13 protein-coding genes and 3 tRNA genes are annotated in these 14,933 nt (G+C 56.4%); 9 read left to right on the top strand and 7 right to left on the bottom strand.

All coding sequences use genetic code 11. The features are described 5' to 3' along the window. The first annotated feature begins 144 nt into the window (after positions 1 to 144). From dacD to C1N69_RS14635, 4 genes are all read left to right on the top strand, one after another. Entirely contained in the window at positions 145 to 1,311 is a 1,167-nt protein-coding gene (gene dacD / locus C1N69_RS14650; RefSeq protein ID WP_155031444.1) for a serine-type D-Ala-D-Ala carboxypeptidase DacD, read from the top strand. Positions 1,312 to 1,430: 119 nt separating this feature from the next. Beyond that, positions 1,431 to 1,904 (top strand): DNA gyrase inhibitor SbmC, encoded by a 474-nt coding sequence (gene sbmC / locus C1N69_RS14645; RefSeq protein WP_025759300.1) that lies wholly within the window; start codon positions 1,431 to 1,433, stop codon positions 1,902 to 1,904. 92 nt (positions 1,905 to 1,996) lie between these two features. Continuing rightward, positions 1,997 to 3,055 carry an FUSC family protein gene (locus C1N69_RS14640; RefSeq protein ID WP_025759299.1) on the top strand — a complete coding sequence of 353 codons (1,059 nt, stop codon included), beginning with the start codon at positions 1,997 to 1,999 and terminating at the stop codon, positions 3,053 to 3,055. A 158-nt stretch (positions 3,056 to 3,213) separates the two neighbouring features. Continuing rightward, complete coding sequence (locus tag C1N69_RS14635) at positions 3,214 to 3,549, top strand: DUF496 family protein (RefSeq protein ID WP_008499467.1); 336 nt, start codon at positions 3,214 to 3,216, stop codon at positions 3,547 to 3,549. 47 nt (positions 3,550 to 3,596) lie between these two features. On the opposite strand, the gene C1N69_RS14630 is transcribed toward C1N69_RS14635, so the two are convergent. Both C1N69_RS14630 and C1N69_RS14625 read right to left on the bottom strand, forming a co-directional pair. Next, positions 3,597 to 3,932 carry a gamma-glutamylcyclotransferase family protein gene (locus C1N69_RS14630; protein ID WP_047959028.1) on the bottom strand — a complete coding sequence of 112 codons (336 nt, stop codon included), beginning with the start codon at positions 3,930 to 3,932 and terminating at the stop codon, positions 3,597 to 3,599. 53 nt (positions 3,933 to 3,985) lie between these two features. Next, positions 3,986 to 4,061, bottom strand: a tRNA-Asn gene (locus C1N69_RS14625). A 161-nt stretch (positions 4,062 to 4,222) separates the two neighbouring features. Between C1N69_RS14625 and emmdR the strand changes: the two genes are divergently transcribed. Then, positions 4,223 to 5,677 carry a multidrug efflux MATE transporter EmmdR gene (gene emmdR, locus C1N69_RS14620; RefSeq protein ID WP_155031443.1) on the top strand — a complete coding sequence of 485 codons (1,455 nt, stop codon included), beginning with the start codon at positions 4,223 to 4,225 and terminating at the stop codon, positions 5,675 to 5,677. Between the two features lie 103 nt (positions 5,678 to 5,780). Beyond that, positions 5,781 to 5,856, top strand: a tRNA-Asn gene (locus tag C1N69_RS14615). A 142-nt stretch (positions 5,857 to 5,998) separates the two neighbouring features. Here C1N69_RS14615 and C1N69_RS14610 read toward each other — a convergent pair. The 3 genes from C1N69_RS14610 to shiA form a co-directional block, all read right to left on the bottom strand. Then, on the bottom strand, positions 5,999 to 7,765 hold the full coding sequence (locus C1N69_RS14610) for an aminopeptidase P family protein (RefSeq protein ID WP_155031442.1): 1,767 nt from the start codon (positions 7,763 to 7,765) through the stop codon (positions 5,999 to 6,001). Between the two features lie 18 nt (positions 7,766 to 7,783). Then, the gene (locus C1N69_RS14605; RefSeq protein ID WP_025759291.1) at positions 7,784 to 9,238 is read right to left on the bottom strand and encodes an AMP nucleosidase; all 1,455 of its coding nucleotides are present in this window, start codon (positions 9,236 to 9,238) and stop codon (positions 7,784 to 7,786) included. Between the two features lie 73 nt (positions 9,239 to 9,311). Next, positions 9,312 to 10,625, bottom strand: a complete 1,314-nt coding sequence (gene shiA, locus C1N69_RS14600; RefSeq protein WP_155031441.1) for a shikimate transporter — start codon at positions 10,623 to 10,625, stop codon at positions 9,312 to 9,314. A 191-nt stretch (positions 10,626 to 10,816) separates the two neighbouring features. Here shiA and ldtA point away from each other — a divergent pair, with 191 nt between their 5' ends. Then, positions 10,817 to 11,716, top strand: coding sequence for a L,D-transpeptidase (ldtA, locus tag C1N69_RS14595; RefSeq protein WP_155031440.1), 900 nt, complete (start codon positions 10,817 to 10,819; stop codon positions 11,714 to 11,716). A gap of 77 nt (positions 11,717 to 11,793) precedes the next feature. Here the strand turns inward: ldtA and C1N69_RS14590 are convergent. Then, positions 11,794 to 11,869 (bottom strand) — tRNA-Asn (locus C1N69_RS14590). A gap of 320 nt (positions 11,870 to 12,189) precedes the next feature. Here C1N69_RS14590 and nac point away from each other — a divergent pair. Both nac and cbl read left to right on the top strand, forming a co-directional pair. After that, positions 12,190 to 13,107: a nitrogen assimilation transcriptional regulator NAC gene (nac, locus tag C1N69_RS14585; RefSeq protein ID WP_045286298.1), complete on the top strand. Its 918-nt coding sequence runs from the start codon at positions 12,190 to 12,192 to the stop codon at positions 13,105 to 13,107. A gap of 96 nt (positions 13,108 to 13,203) precedes the next feature. Further along, positions 13,204 to 14,154, top strand: a complete 951-nt coding sequence (gene cbl, locus C1N69_RS14580; RefSeq protein ID WP_025759285.1) for an HTH-type transcriptional regulator Cbl — start codon at positions 13,204 to 13,206, stop codon at positions 14,152 to 14,154. A gap of 38 nt (positions 14,155 to 14,192) precedes the next feature. Here cbl and C1N69_RS14575 read toward each other — a convergent pair whose 3' ends face one another. Beyond that, positions 14,193 to 14,801 (bottom strand): glutathione S-transferase family protein, encoded by a 609-nt coding sequence (locus tag C1N69_RS14575; protein WP_155031439.1) that lies wholly within the window; start codon positions 14,799 to 14,801, stop codon positions 14,193 to 14,195. Positions 14,802 to 14,933: the final 132 nt, after the last annotated feature.

Here is a 14,933-nt window from a genome sequence, read left to right as displayed (position 1 = left end):
AAAAGCGCCGCCATGTCGCAAATTTGCGCGTCGCCTTCAGAGAAAAATATGCGCTCTGTCACATTTTTTTGCAATTAAGCCAGGTAACGACAGCGGAACTCCCGTAAAAAGGTCATCGATTTTTAATGACCTGAGGATATACCGTTGAAACGCCGTCTGTTTATTGCTGTTTCTTTACTCGCTTCGAGTGTCTCATCTGCCTTTGCGGCCGAACCACTGGATTTTTCGCCGCAGCCGCCGGCCATTCAGGCGGGCTCCTGGGTGCTGATGGATTACACGACTGGTCAGATCTTAACGGCGGGCAACGAACATCAACAACGTAATCCGGCGAGCCTGACCAAGCTGATGACGGGCTATGTGGTGGATCGGGCCATTGACAGCCATCGTATCTCCCCGGAGGACATTGTCACCGTCGGCCGTGATGCGTGGGCCAAAGGGAACCCGGTTTTTGACGGATCGTCGCTCATGTTCCTGAAAGAGGGCGATCGTGTCTCCGTACGCGATCTGAGCCGTGGTCTGATTGTCGATTCCGGTAACGACGCCTGCGTGGCGCTGGCCGATCACGTGGCGGGCGGCCAGCCGCAGTTTGTGAAGATGATGAATGACTATGTGCAAAAGCTGAACCTGCGCGATACGCACTTTGAAACCGTCCACGGGCTGGACGCGCCGGGCCAGCACAGTTCAGCCTACGATTTGGCCGTCCTCTCCCGGGCCATCATCCACGGCGAGCCTGAGTTTTACCATATGTACAGCGAAAAGAGCCTTACCTGGAACGGGATCACCCAGCAAAACCGCAACGGTCTGCTGTGGGATAAAACCATGAACGTGGACGGGCTGAAAACGGGGCACACCTCGGGGGCGGGCTTTAACCTGATTGCGTCTGCCGTTGACGGTCAGCGTCGTTTGATTGCCGTGGTAATGGGCGCGGACAGCCCGAAAGGGCGTGAGGACCAGGCCCGGAAACTCCTGCACTGGGGGCAGCAGAATTTCGATACCGTCCAGATCCTGCATAACGGTAAAAAGGTGGGGACAGAGCGAATCTGGTACGGCGATAAAGAACAGGTGAAGCTGGGCACCGACCAGGACTTCTGGCTGGCCCTGCCGAAAGCGGAAGTGCCAAACATCAAAGCTAAGTACGTGCTGGACAAAAAAGAGCTGGAAGCACCGATTGCCGCGCATCAGCGGGTCGGGGAGATCCAGCTCTATGATCGCGACAAAGTGGTGGCGCACTGGCCGCTGGTGACGCTGGAAGCCGTTGATAAAGGCGGCATGTTCTCCCGCCTGAGCGATTATCTGCATCACGCGCTTTAAGTGCCGTTGAGCAGACTGGCAGGGTTGCGAGTCTGCTCACATAATAAACACTTCACGTTTGCTGAACCCGCACAATCCGCTTTATAGTGTATAAATATACAGTAATAAATGGAGGCAGCATGGACTACAGCATTAAGCAGCAACAGAAACGTAAGATTGCCGGTTTTCATTTGGTCGGGCCGTGGGAACATACGGTAAAACAGGGCTTTGAACAGCTGGTGATGTGGGTGGACGGGCGTCACATTCAGCCGCTGGAGTGGGTTGCGGTCTACTACGACAACCCGGATGAGGTCCCGGCAGAAAAATTGCGCTGTGATACGGCCGTCACGGTGCCGGACGATTTCATCATTCCGGAAAACAGTGAAGGCGTCATGATGACGGAAATCGCGGGTGGGGACTATGCTGTGGCAACGGCCCGCGTGGAAAACTACGACTTCGCGACGCCGTGGTATCAGTTCTTCAATTCCCTGTTGCAGGACAATAAATACCAGATGGCGCTCAAACCCTGCTTCGAGCGCTATCTCAATGACGGCAATGCAGACGGCTACTGGGATATTGAGATGTTTATCGCGGTGGAGCACAAACCCGTTTAAGCTTGTTAAATGAAGGGTTTTTCAGCCGGGAGCGATCCGCCCGGCTGAAAACACAGTACAATTGTGATTTGCCGTGTAGCTGGAGAGCGGGTGTGCGTCCCGACAAATCATTAACCCCTTTTGAAATTCGGTTATACAAACACTACCGCGTGGTGCATGGGTGTCGCATTGCGCTGGCGTTCGTATTGACGTTTGTACTGGTCCGTTTGCTGGATATCCCGGAAGGGACGTGGCCGCTGATCACGCTGGTGGTGGTGATGGGGCCCATCTCGTTTTGGGGAAACGTCGTCCCACGCGCCTTCGAGCGAATTGGTGGGACCGTGTCAGGCTCGGCACTTGGGCTTATCGCCCTGAAGCTGGAGCTTATTTCGTTTCCGGTCATGCTGGCATGGTGTGGTGCCGCCATGTTCCTGTGCGGCTGGCTGGCGCTGGGCAAAAAGCCATATCAGGCGTTGCTGATTGGTATTACTCTCGCGGTGGTGGTCGGCGCCCCTGCCGGGGATATGACTACCGCGCTCTGGCGAAGCGGGGATGTTATCCTCGGTTCACTGCTGGCCATGCTCTTCACCGGTATCTGGCCGCAGCGCGCTTTCTTGCACTGGCGTATTCAGATGGCCAACTATGTGACCGCATTTAACCGCGTCTATCAGGCCGGTTTTTCTCCAAACCTGGTTGAACGTCCCCGGCTGGAAAAGCATCTGCAAACTATCCTCAACGACGTGGTCAAAATGCGCGGTCTGATCACGCCCGCCAGCAAGGAAACCCATATTCAGAAAGCGATTTTCGAAGCCATCCAGACGGTAAGCCGCAATCTGGTGTGCATGCTTGAGCTGCAAATCAATGCGCACTGGGCCTCGCGCCCCAGCCACCTGTTGATGCTTAACGCGCAGACGCTCAAAGAGACTCAGATGATGACGCAGCAAACGCTGTTGACCATCGCTCATGCGCTCTACGAAGGCAACCCGCAGCCGATCCTGGCGAACAGCGAACGTCTCAACGAAATCGTGGCGGAGCTGAAGCTGCTGATCAACGAGCGTCAGAGCGATAACGTGGCAGAAACGCCGATTCACGGTTATGTCTGGCTGAGCATGGAGCTGGCGCGACAGCTTGAGCTGTTATCGCACCTGATTTGCCGGGCGCTGCGCAAATAAAAGGCGTATGTGACGCCTGCTGCTTCGATTCAGCAGCAATTGGGGTTATGATAGCTTTAAACGATATAGCCATTGTCATTCGCAGCCGCTGTCAGTAAGGTTATTGTTACAACGGTTGCTTTAACGAATCCGAATCTCACATTATCAGGGGTGTAAAAATGGAAACTACCAAGCCTTCGTTCCAGGATGTTCTGGAATTCGTCCGCCTGTTCCGCCGCAAAAACAAGCTGCAGCGTGAAATCCAGGACGTTGAGAAGAAGATCCGTGACAACCAGAAACGTGTTCTGCTGCTCGACAACCTGAGCGACTACATCAAGCCGGGTATGAGCGTTGAAGCTATTCAGGGCATCATCGCCAGCATGAAGAGCGACTATGAAGACCGCGTTGATGACTACATCATCAAAAACGCTGAGCTGTCCAAAGAGCGTCGTGACATCTCTAAGAAGCTGAAAGTGATGGGCGAAATCAAAAACGGCGAAGCAAAAAGCGAGTAATCGCAGCGAATCGTGAAAAAGGCTCTCTGGTGACAGAGAGCCTTTTTTTATGATTCAGAACGCGGCTGAAGCTGATAAATCCAGGCATTTACCCGTTTACCTTCATGGGTCGTCACCGTCACCTCAACCCGATCGTAGCCGTCTTCAAATTCATCCAGCATTGGCCAGTGTGCGGCAAGGTTATCAGAGATAAACAGATAGCCTTCAACGCGGGGGCCATCGGGGTGGAGCACGATGCCCGGGAAATCAGCTGCAGCGCCCCAGCCGCGTTCGTAAAACGTGCCGGATACAAAGCCGGGCAGCCATTCGCCGCCGATGTTTTCCAGAATATGCGCATTAGAGTGGCCCGGGCGCAGCGTGCCGTAGACAAACAGAGCGTTCATTTTCCCTCATCCGCAAAGCAAAAAGCCTGCTTTAAAAGCAGGCTTTTTAAATTTGGCTCCTCTGACTGGACTCGAACCAGTGACATACGGATTAACAGTCCGCCGTTCTACCGACTGAACTACAGAGGAATCGTTGTGGAGGCTTATCTTAGCGGCGAAAAAAGTTTTGTCAAACCTGATCTTAGAGAAAAACGACTGATTGCTGATTCTGTCATCAGTTTGTTGTAAATCCACACATCTTTTTAAGGAAAATACTTTGCAGGATTAGCATTTGTCCCCCATCATTTGAAATGGAGTTTCAACTTTTCTCGCTAAGGTCCATTTTGAACGTCACTGCCTCCTTACGCCAGGCGATAACGCGCACGCCATGGTATGCAAAACGTAAAAGCTATCGTGTTCTGTTCTGGCGTGAAATCACCCCTCTTGCTGTGCCTATCTTTCTGGAAAACACCTGCGTTCTGTTAATGGGCGTGCTGAGCACCTTCCTGGTGAGCTGGCTGGGGAAAGAGGCGATGGCCGGGGTAGGGCTGGCGGACAGCTTTAACATGGTGGTGATCTCGTTCTTTGCCGCTATAGATCTCGGGACGACGGTGGTGGTGGCCTTTAGCCTTGGCAAGCTTGACCCCAAACGTGCCCGCGAGGCGGCCCGCCAGTCGCTGATGATCATGACTATTTTTTCGATCGTTCTGGCGGCGCTGATCCACTATTTCGGTAAAGAGATTATCGACTTTGTCGCCGGGGAAGCCACCAGTGAGGTAAAAGACCTGGCGCTGACCTATCTCGAGATGACCGTCATAAGCTACCCGGCGGCAGCCATTGCGCTGATTGGCAGCGGCGCGCTACGTGGGGCGGGTAATACCAAAATCCCGCTGCTGATCAACGGCGGAATGAATATCCTGAATATCATGATCAGCAGCGTGCTGATCTACGGCGTGTTCTCATGGGATGGACTGGGGTTCATCGGCGCCGGGCTGGGGTTAACCATTTCACGCTATATCGGTGCGGCGGCCATTATTGGGGTGCTGATGGCGGGGATCACGCCTTCGCTGCGTCTTACGCTGAAAAGCTATTTCCGCCCCTTTAATTTCGCCATTATCTGGGAAGTCATGGGGATTGGTATTCCCGCGAGCATTGAATCGGTGTTGTTTAACGGCGGGAAACTGCTGACGCAGATGTTTGTCGCCGGGATGGGCACCGACGTTATCGCCGGTAACTTCATTGCCTTTTCCATTGCCTCGCTGATTAACCTGCCGGGTAACGCGCTGGGGTCGGCATCGACCATCATTACCGGCAAACGGCTCGGGAAAGGGCAGATAGGCCAGGCGGAGCGGCAGTTGCGTCACGTGTTCTGGCTGTCGACGATTGGGCTGACGCTGATTGCCTGGGGCACCGCGCCGTTTGCCGGTCTGATGGCTTCGTTCTATACCCACGAAGATGACGTGAAAGAGGTCGTAAAAGTCCTCATCTGGCTCAACGCGGCCTTTATGCCCATCTGGGCGGCCTCATGGGTACTGCCCGCCGGTCTGAAAGGCGCGCGGGACGCCCGTTTTGCGATGTGGGTTTCAATGCTTGGCATGTGGGGATGTCGCGTCGTTGCCGGGTATACGCTCGGGGTGATGCTCGGATGGGGCGTGATCGGCGTCTGGCTGGGGATGTTCCTCGACTGGGCCGTGCGCGGTGCACTGTTCTACTGGCGCATGGTCAGCGGGCGCTGGCTGTGGAAATATCCGCGTCATAATGCCTGACAATTGCGCGAAATGGAGAATAATTCGGCAAACGATCGGAAATATGCATTCTGCCTTTGACATCATGGGGGAGCATCGATAATATGCGCCCCGTTCACACGATTCCTCTGTAGTTCAGTCGGTAGAACGGCGGACTGTTAATCCGTATGTCACTGGTTCGAGTCCAGTCAGAGGAGCCAAATTTGAAAAGCCTGCTTTTGAAGCAGGCTTTTTGCTTTTCTGCGCAAGGTAAATGCAAAACGGCAACCCGGTTGCCGTTTTTAGTGTGTGCACCCTCTCCCGTGGGAGAGGGTTGGGGTGAGGGCACCAGACCGCACGAAATTACACGCTAATCGGCGCCGTCGCCGCTTCCAGCCACGAACGCGCTTCGCTGTTCACCAGGGGTAACAGCGCCTCACGTACCTGCTGGTGATATGCATCCAGCCACGCTTTTTCCTGCTCGCTTAACAGATCCAGCTCGACCTGACTCAGGTCAATGGGGATCAGCGTCAGCGAAGCAAATTTGCAGAATCCCGGGCGGCTCTCAACGATTTCTACCTGGTTTTCGATGCGGATGCCGTGGCTATCGCCCAGATAATATCCCGGTTCGATAGTCATGATATTGCCCGCCACCAGCGGCCACGGGTTGACCTTTTTGGCAATACGATGCGGGTTTTCATGGATCAGAAGCTGATGCCCCACGCCATGCCCCGTACCGTGATCGTAATCCAGCCCCATCTCCCACAATGGACGACGCGCGAAAGCATCCAGCTGATGTCCCTGGGTTCCTGACGGAAACTGCAGGGTAATCAGCGACAGGAAACCTCTCAATACGGCGGTGTAGTGCAGGCGCTGCTGCGGGTCGACCTGACCCCAGGCCAGCGTGCGCGTGGCATCGGTAGTGCCATTAGCATACTGACCGCCGGAATCGTTCAGGTAAAAGTGGTCATGAACGATGGGCTTGTTGCTGGCCTCGCTCGAATGGTAATGGCACATCGCCGCATTGCTGGAGGAGGCGGAGATGGTGGCAAAGCTTTGCTCGATAAACCCGGGCTGCTGTTTACGGAACGCAAGCTGTTGCGCCTGAACCTCCAGCTCGGTTAGCGGGTTTCCTGCCGCCTCGCGCTGCGGCACTTCACGGCTCAGCCAGGCAAGGAAGTTGACCCATGCGGCACCGTCCTGGTGATGACACTCGCGGTAACCCGCCAGTTCGACCGGGTTTTTGGTGGCCTTCATCAGGGTTATAGGGTCGGTCCGCCAGACAATCTCTCCCTGTGGCTCAATAGCGAAGCGCAGGGCTACCGGCGCGGAATCGGCATCTACCATTACCCGTTTACCGGCAGCAAGCCGCTGGCAGCGCTCGATAAAGGCGTCCTGCGGCGCAATAGTGAACGCATTGCGCACGGCGTCTGGCAGGGCGCTGAGCTTATTGTCGTTAACAAACCACTCAACGTGACCGTCTCGACCCAGCACGACAAAAGAGAGCGGTACCGGGCTGTAAGGGATATCTGCTCCTCGCACGTTCAGCAGCCAGGCGATATTATCCGGCAGGGTAACGGCCAGATAATCGGCCTTGCTGGCGGCCAGCACGGCGGCAACGCGCTGACGTTTATCTGCGCTGCTTTCACCGCTGAGTTCAACCGGCATGTTACGGATTAGCCCCGCCGGTGCGACAGGGCGGTCAGTCCATAGAGTATCAAAAGGCGATTCGGTCAATGGCACCAGTTCGCACGCTGTGGCGGATAGCTGATCAAACTCCGTATTGGTCATCAGCAGCGGGTCAAAACCGATGCGCGTGCCTGCCCCCACGTTTTCCGCCAGCCATTGCGCCAGCGGCTCGTTATGCAGGTGGTGGATCTCAATCTCATCCGTGTTGACCTGCACGCGCGCCTGAACCTGATAGCGGCCATCGACGAACAGCAGTGCTTTGTCCTGCAGCACCAGCGCCACGCCGGCCGAACCGTCAAAGCCCGTCAGCCAGGCCAGCTTTTCATCGTAGGGCGCGCAGTATTCACTCTGCCAGGCATCGGCGCGCGGGACGATCATTCCGTCGAGATGGCTGGCTTCAAGCCACTGGCGCAGGGCAGAGAGAGGTGATGTGCTGTACATTATTTATCCTTGTCGTCATTAGCGGAACGGCGGCTCGTTGAAGGTGCGCAGCTTGCGGGAATGGAGCCTGTCCCCTTCCGCCCGCAGCAGGTCAATAGCGCGGATGCCAATCTGCAGATGTTCGGATATCGCCCCTTCATAGAAACGGTTGGCCTGGCCCGGCAGCTTAATTTCGCCGTGCAGTGGTTTATCGGAGACGCACAGCAGCGTGCCGTAGGGGACGCGGAAGCGATAGCCCTGCGCGGCGATGGTGGCGCTTTCCATATCAATCGCCACCGCGCGGCTCAGGTTAAACCGCAGCGCGGAGGCGGAGTAGCGCAGCTCCCAGTTGCGATCGTCCGTAGTGACGACCGTGCCGGTGCGCAGGCGCTGCTTAACTTCTTCGCCCGGCATGCCGCTCACCTCTTTGGTGGCGTCATACAACGCACGCTGGACCTCGGCGATGCTTGGGATGGGAATATCCGGAGGCAGTACGGCGTCAAGCACATGGTCATCACGCAGATAGGCGTGGGCGAGCACGTAATCGCCAATCAGCTGGCTTTCGCGCAGGCCGCCGCAGTGGCCAATCATCAGCCACACGTCCGGGCGCAGAACTGCCAGATGGTCGCAGATGGTTTTCGCATTCGACGGGCCGACGCCAATGTTAATCAACGTAATGCCCTGACCGTCGGCGGTGATCAGGTGCCAGGCTGGCATCTGATGCTTTTTCCACGCCAGGTCGGAAATCAGCTGCTCGGGGGCTTCGGTCTCCGCAGTGATCCAGATCCCGCCGGCACAGGAGAGCGCGATGTAAGGGCTCTCCGGGTCGAGGATCTGGCTGCATCCCCAGCGGACAAACTCATCGACGTAGCGGGTGTAGTTGGTAAAGAGCACGAAGGGTTGAAAATGTTCGGCTGGCGTACCGGTGTAGTGACGCAGGCGCGCCAGGGAGAAATCGACCCGGCGGGCATCAAAATGTGACAGAGGAGAAAACTCTGCCGGGTGATAAATGCCGTCAGCCGTTTCATCGCCAATCTGCGAAAGTTCCGTCGTCGGGAAGTGGCGGGTCAGGCCCGCGCTCATGGAGCGGTCCAGCGTTAACGCCGAACCGTCAATCACGTACGGATAGGGGATCTCGTGCTGGGAAGGCTCAACGGCGATGTGCGCACCGTAGTCCTGGTACAGCAGCGTGAGCTGCTCTTCAAGATAAGGACGGAACAGTGCAGGGCGGGTGACGGTGGTGCTGTAGCAGCCGGAGTGGGTAAAACGGGCATAGGCGCGGGTTTTCGGCGTGGTGCTGGCGCTGCCGTCCCAGGTTACAGAGAGCGACGGATAAACAAAAAGGCCCTCGCTTCTGGCCTTTTCGTCGGGGAGTTTCCCTGTGTCGATATACTCGCTAATGGCGCTGCGCAGCGCGTTGACGGACTGTTCATACAGTGCGTCGAGTTTTTCCAGCGCCTGAGCCGGGGTCAGGCTGGAGCCCTTATTATTCATCTCTGTCTCCTTGTTCCACAGGTGTGCGACTCTACCCGATAGTATGTCACACGCCTGTGAAACAAAAGTGAGATCAGCGGTGGTGCGTCTCTTTCATCAGAAGCGCCGTCGCCGCAGAGAGCAGGCAGCCGGCCAGCAGATAAATCGCCACGCTGTGCCAGTTTCCGCCGGAGAAGGTCACCAGCGCGGCGGCAATAAAGGGGGTAAAGCCGCCGCCGACGACGCTTGCAACCTGGTAACCCACGCCTGCTCCGCTGTAGCGGTAGCTGGCGCCGAACAGTTCGGTAAACATCGGCTGCTGGACGCAAACCACCATATCGTGAGCGATGTTCGCGAGCATAATGGCAAAGAAGACAATCCAGAAGATCGACTGAGCCTCCAGCGCCATAAAGAAGGGCCAGGCGCTGAGGGTTCCCACCAGCGCCCCGGTGATATAAACGCGACGTCGACCAAAGCGGTCCGCCAGCCAGGCGAAACAGGGGATGGTCAGGCAGCTGATCCCGCCGACCACCAGGCCGATATTCAGAAACAGCTCACGCGGCAGACCGAGATTCTGCGTTGAGTAGTTCAGCGCAAACGCGGTGACGATATACATCGTCAGCAGTTCGCACAGGCGCAGGGCGATAATTTTCAGAAAAGCGCCAGGGTGCTGCACCAGGGCTTCCATCACCGGCAGCCGCTTTTTGACGGCAGGTATTTCCAGCTGCTGTTCGAATTCAGCGGACTCTTCCATCCCGTTACGGATCCACAGCGCGGCGATGACCAGCACGATGCTGAAGATGAACGGAATGCGCCAGCCCCAGCTCAGGAACTGCTCGTCGGTGGTGAGCTGGCTGATTAAGGAGACCAGCCCGGTAGAGAGGAGCAGACCCACGCCATACCCGACCTGTACGCCGCTGCTGTAAAACGCTTTCTTATTTTTTGGCGCGCTCTCAACCGATAACAGCGCCGCGCCGCCCCACTCGCCGCCCACGGCGAACCCCTGAATGGCGCGCAGGGTAACCAGCAGTACCGGTGCCCACCAGCCAATGGTGGAAAACGAAGGGAGGATGCCAATCAGCGCGGTGGCGATCCCCATCATCCAGACGGTGAGCATCAGCATACGTTTGCGACCGAGGCGGTCGCCGAAGTGGCCGAAGATCACGCCCCCCAGCGGGCGAAACAGAAAGCCGACGCCGAAGGTGGCAAACGCGGCGAGGGTGCCCATCGCGGGGCTGACCTGTGGAAAGAACTCGCGGTTAAAGACCAGGGCGGCGGTAATGCCGTAGAGCAGAAAATCATACCAGTCGACGACGGCACCCGCGAAGCTGCCGAGGGCGGCGCGGCGGGCACGATTGAGCGAAGGTGTCTCCTCGGTGGGATGTGTGGAGGTGAGAGTGGAATCCATAGTTGTCCTGTCTGCACTGATTTTTAATTATTGGTATAAGAAAAAGTCACTCACAAAGCGGCCGTCACGTAAACGGAACTTATGAGACTACCGCGACAGGGAGCCTGTGCAAACTGATTTTATTTCCTGATGGGTAATGCAAAACGGCTACGCTATGCTTAGTGAAGAACGAAGCGACGGAGGAAGGGACGATGTGTCGTAAAGAGGTGTTGGGGTGTCTTGCTGCGTTGCTTATCAGCCAGAGCGTGCAGGCGGTGAGCTATCCGTTGCCGCCGATGGGCAGCCGACTGGTGGGAAGCGCGCAGGTCATCACCGTGCCGGATCGCAATACGTTACCGCTCGAGGCGTTTGCCGCACAGTACGGTCAGGGGCTAAGTAATATGCTGGAAGCGAACCCGGGCGTGGATCCTTTTTTGCCCAAATCCGGTACCCGGCTGGTTATTCCCCAGCAGCTGATTCTGCCTGACACCGTTCGTGAGGGCATTATCGTCAATGCGGCAGAAATGCGCCTCTACTATTATCCGCCCGGCGGCACTACCGTAGAAGTCCTGCCCATTGGCATCGGTCAGGCCGGGCGCGAAACGCCGCGTAACTGGGTGACGGCGGTTGAGCGTAAGCAGGAGGGACCGACATGGTCGCCGACGCCCAATACGCGCCGCGCCTATGCGGCAGAAGGCAAAACGCTGCCTGCATTCGTGCCTGCCGGGCCGGATAACCCGATGGGGCTGTATGCCATTTATATCGGCAGGCTGTACGCCATTCACGGCACCAACTCGAATTTTGGCATCGGGCTGCGGGTGAGCCAGGGCTGTATTCGTCTGCGCAATAACGACATCAAATACCTGTTCGATAACGTTCCGGTCGGAACCCGGGTACAGCTTATCGATCAGCCCGTTAAAGTCACCACCGAGCCGGACGGTAGCCGCTGGGTGGAAGTGCATGAGCCGTTGTCACGTAACCGTGCGGAATTTGAATCGACCCGGAAAGTGCCGCTGCCGATATCGGCCGCGCTGCGGACAGAGTTGATCAACGAGGGGGCAGCTGCTGAGCTGGAACGGCGGTCAGGGATGCCGGTGAAGCTCGGCAATTGAGGACATTTTCGCCACCCGACAATTTAACCCAACCCAGAAAAGCAAAAAGCCTGCTTTAAAAGCAGGCTTTTCAAATTTGGCTCCTCTGACTGGACTCGAACCAGTGACATACGGATTAACAGTCCGCCGTTCTACCGACTGAACTACAGAGGAATCGTGTGAACGGGGCGCATATTATCGACCTGCGTCTCCCTTGTCAAAGGGTGGATCAACGCCTTTTGATCGTTTGCTGACAAAATCGGCAAAGTGGCGTTTTTGACAGCGGAATGCACTGCTTTGGTGCGGATATACCTCTAATGGGGCAGATCATAAACTGCTGTTTCAGTAATAAAAGCCCCCTCCATGATTAGGATTCCTTATTTTCAGGTGGTTAGCGAACAATTCAGACCGCCTGGTAAAACTGGCATTCATATTGCAAAACCTGTTCAACAACGACAGCCGGTTCCGGCACAGCATTTCGAACAGGGGGCAAAATGAACTTAAGACGACTGAAATACTTCGTAAAAATCGTCGATATCGGCAGCCTGACTCAAGCGGCGGAAGTGCTGCACATCGCGCAGCCTGCGCTGAGCCAGCAGGTGGCTACTCTGGAAGGCGAGATGGATCAGCAGCTGTTGATCCGCACCAAACGCGGCGTTACGCCAACGGAAGCCGGTAAAATCCTTTATACCCACGCGCGCACCATCCTTCGCCAGTGTGAACAGGCGCAACTGGCGGTTCATAACGTTGGCCAGACGTTGAGCGGGCATGTTTCTATCGGTCTGGCGCCGGGAACGGCCGCATCATCTATTACCATGCCATTGCTGCAGGCGGTTCGCGCTGAGCTGCCAGAAGTGCTGGTGTATCTGCACGAAAACAGTGGGTCCGTACTGAATGACAAACTGCTCAGCGGCCAGCTGGATATGGCGGTGCTTTACGATCGCTCCCCGGTCGCCGGGATCACCAGCCAGCCGCTGCTGAAAGAAGATCTTTATCTTGTGGGCACCCGCGACTGTCCGGGCCAGAGCGTTGACCTTACCGCGGTGGCAGAGATGAACCTCTATCTGCCGCGCGATTACAGCGCCGTGCGCGTGCGCGTGGACGAAGCCTTCTCCCTGCGCCGCCTGACGGCAAAAATCATCGGCGAGATCGACTCGATCTCCACGCTGACCGCAGCCATTGCCAGCGGAATGGGGGTCACGGTGCTGCCGGAATCTGCCGCGCGTTCGCTGTGCAGCGCGGCAAACGCCTGGATGGCGCGCATCACCACGCCTTCAATGAGCCTGCCGCTGTCGCTGAATATGTCCGCACGCGGCTCGCTGTCGCCGCAGGCGCAGGCGGTGAAAGAGATTTTGATGTCGCTGGTCAGCAAACCATCGCTTGAGAACCGCGAACTTCAGCTCGTGAGCTGATATTCCATAAAAGCATAAGATGCTGGTTTTTATTATTTGTTCTGCAGCTCAGCTGACTCTAACAATAGAGCTATGTCAGATGCGCCGGAGTGAATCGTGAATTTCCAGCAACTTAAAATTATCCGTGAGGCGGCCAGGCGGGATTACAACCTGACCGAGGTCGCCAATATGCTTTATACCTCTCAGTCCGGCGTCAGCCGCCATATCCGCGAGCTGGAAGAGGAGCTGGGGATAGAGATCTTTATCCGCCGCGGTAAGCGCCTGCTCGGCATGACAGAGCCTGGTAAGGCATTGCTCACTATCGCGGAGCGGATCCTCAACGAGGCCAGCAACGTGCGTCGTCTGGCCGATCTCTTTACCAATGATGCCTCCGGCGTGCTCACCATCGCCACCACCCATACCCAGGCGCGCTACAGCCTGCCGCCGGTGATTAAAGCCTTCCGCGAACTCTTCCCGGAGGTGCGTCTGGAGCTTATCCAGGGCACGCCGCAGGAGATTGAAGTGCTGTTGCAAAACGGTGGGGCGGATATCGGCATCGCCAGTGAACGCCTGAGCAACGACCCGCTGCTGGTGGCCTTCCCGTGGTTCCGCTGGTATCACAGTCTGTTACTTCCGGTCGATCATCCCCTGAATCAGGTCTCTCCGCTGACGCTGGAGGAGATCGCAAAATGGCCACTGATTACCTACCGCCAGGGCATTACCGGACGTTCACGCATTGATGAAGCCTTCAACCGTAAAGGGTTAACGCCGGATGTGGTGCTCAGCGCGCAGGATTCCGATGTGATTAAAACTTACGTCGAGCTGGGGCTGGGCATTGGTCTGGTGGCGGAACAGTCCGGAGGCGAGCGCGAAGCCGGGAACCTGGTGCGTCTGGATACACGTCATCTGTTTGACGCCAATACCGTATGGCTGGGCCTCAAGCGCGGACAGCTTCAGCGCAACTATGTGTGGCGCTTTATCGAGCTCTGCAATGCCGGGCTGTCCGTTGATGAGATTAAACGCCAGGTAATGGAGCCGGAAGAAGTGGCGATTGATTATCAGATTTAAGCGCTGGCTTGCCCGGTCGTGCTGACCGGGCCTGTTATTTAGTTGAAAGGATATTTTTTGAAGACCGCTTGCGCCTCGAAGGCATCAGTAACCGCCCGAATCTTTCTGAAATCCGCTGTGTTAACGACGTGAGGGATCATCGACTGAATAAACGTCCAGACCACCGTACTGGTAATGGCGACCTGGTCGGGCAGGGGGCTGGCCGGACGCGCCTCCAGCAGCGTGTTCCATTCTTTGCAGGCTGCCAGCAACTGGACGGTAATGCGCTCGACCCATGAACTATGCTGCTTCTCCGCCGGGCGCAGGTTGTGTTCATACACATTTTGTACCGCTTTCTCCGCGGCGGCGAGGATAAAGCCCAGCGTCTGCAGATCGTTTGCCAGCGCATCCGGTGCCACGGGCAGCAGTCTCCGTTCAGGGGCAGCCTGGGCCTCAAAATAATTCAGTATCAGCGACGAATCCATCAGACGCGTTCCATTCTCCAGAATGAGCGTGGGCGCTTTTACCGCAGGGTTGATCCGGGAAAATTCCTCAAATGTGCTGAATACCGACAGCGGCTGGCTTTCAAACGCAACGCCATAAAGTTCCAGGGAGACCGCTACGCGCCGTACGTAAGGTGAATCCATCATGCCAATCAGCTTTATCATGATTCCTGTTTTCCTGTCTGTGTGAAAAAACGCTTCATTGAAGATGATAAACAGCCATTACAAGAAATTCGTTATGGCGAATATCATCAGTATCTTACGGCCTGAGTTAGTATTACTGACATATTGGCCGGT

It is taken from the genome of Enterobacter sichuanensis, assembly GCF_009036245.1.
GTDB classification, from domain to species: domain Bacteria; phylum Pseudomonadota; class Gammaproteobacteria; order Enterobacterales; family Enterobacteriaceae; genus Enterobacter; species Enterobacter sichuanensis.
The sequence above is the reverse complement of the archived record's forward strand: the minus strand, read 5'-3'. Positions and strand labels throughout refer to the sequence as shown.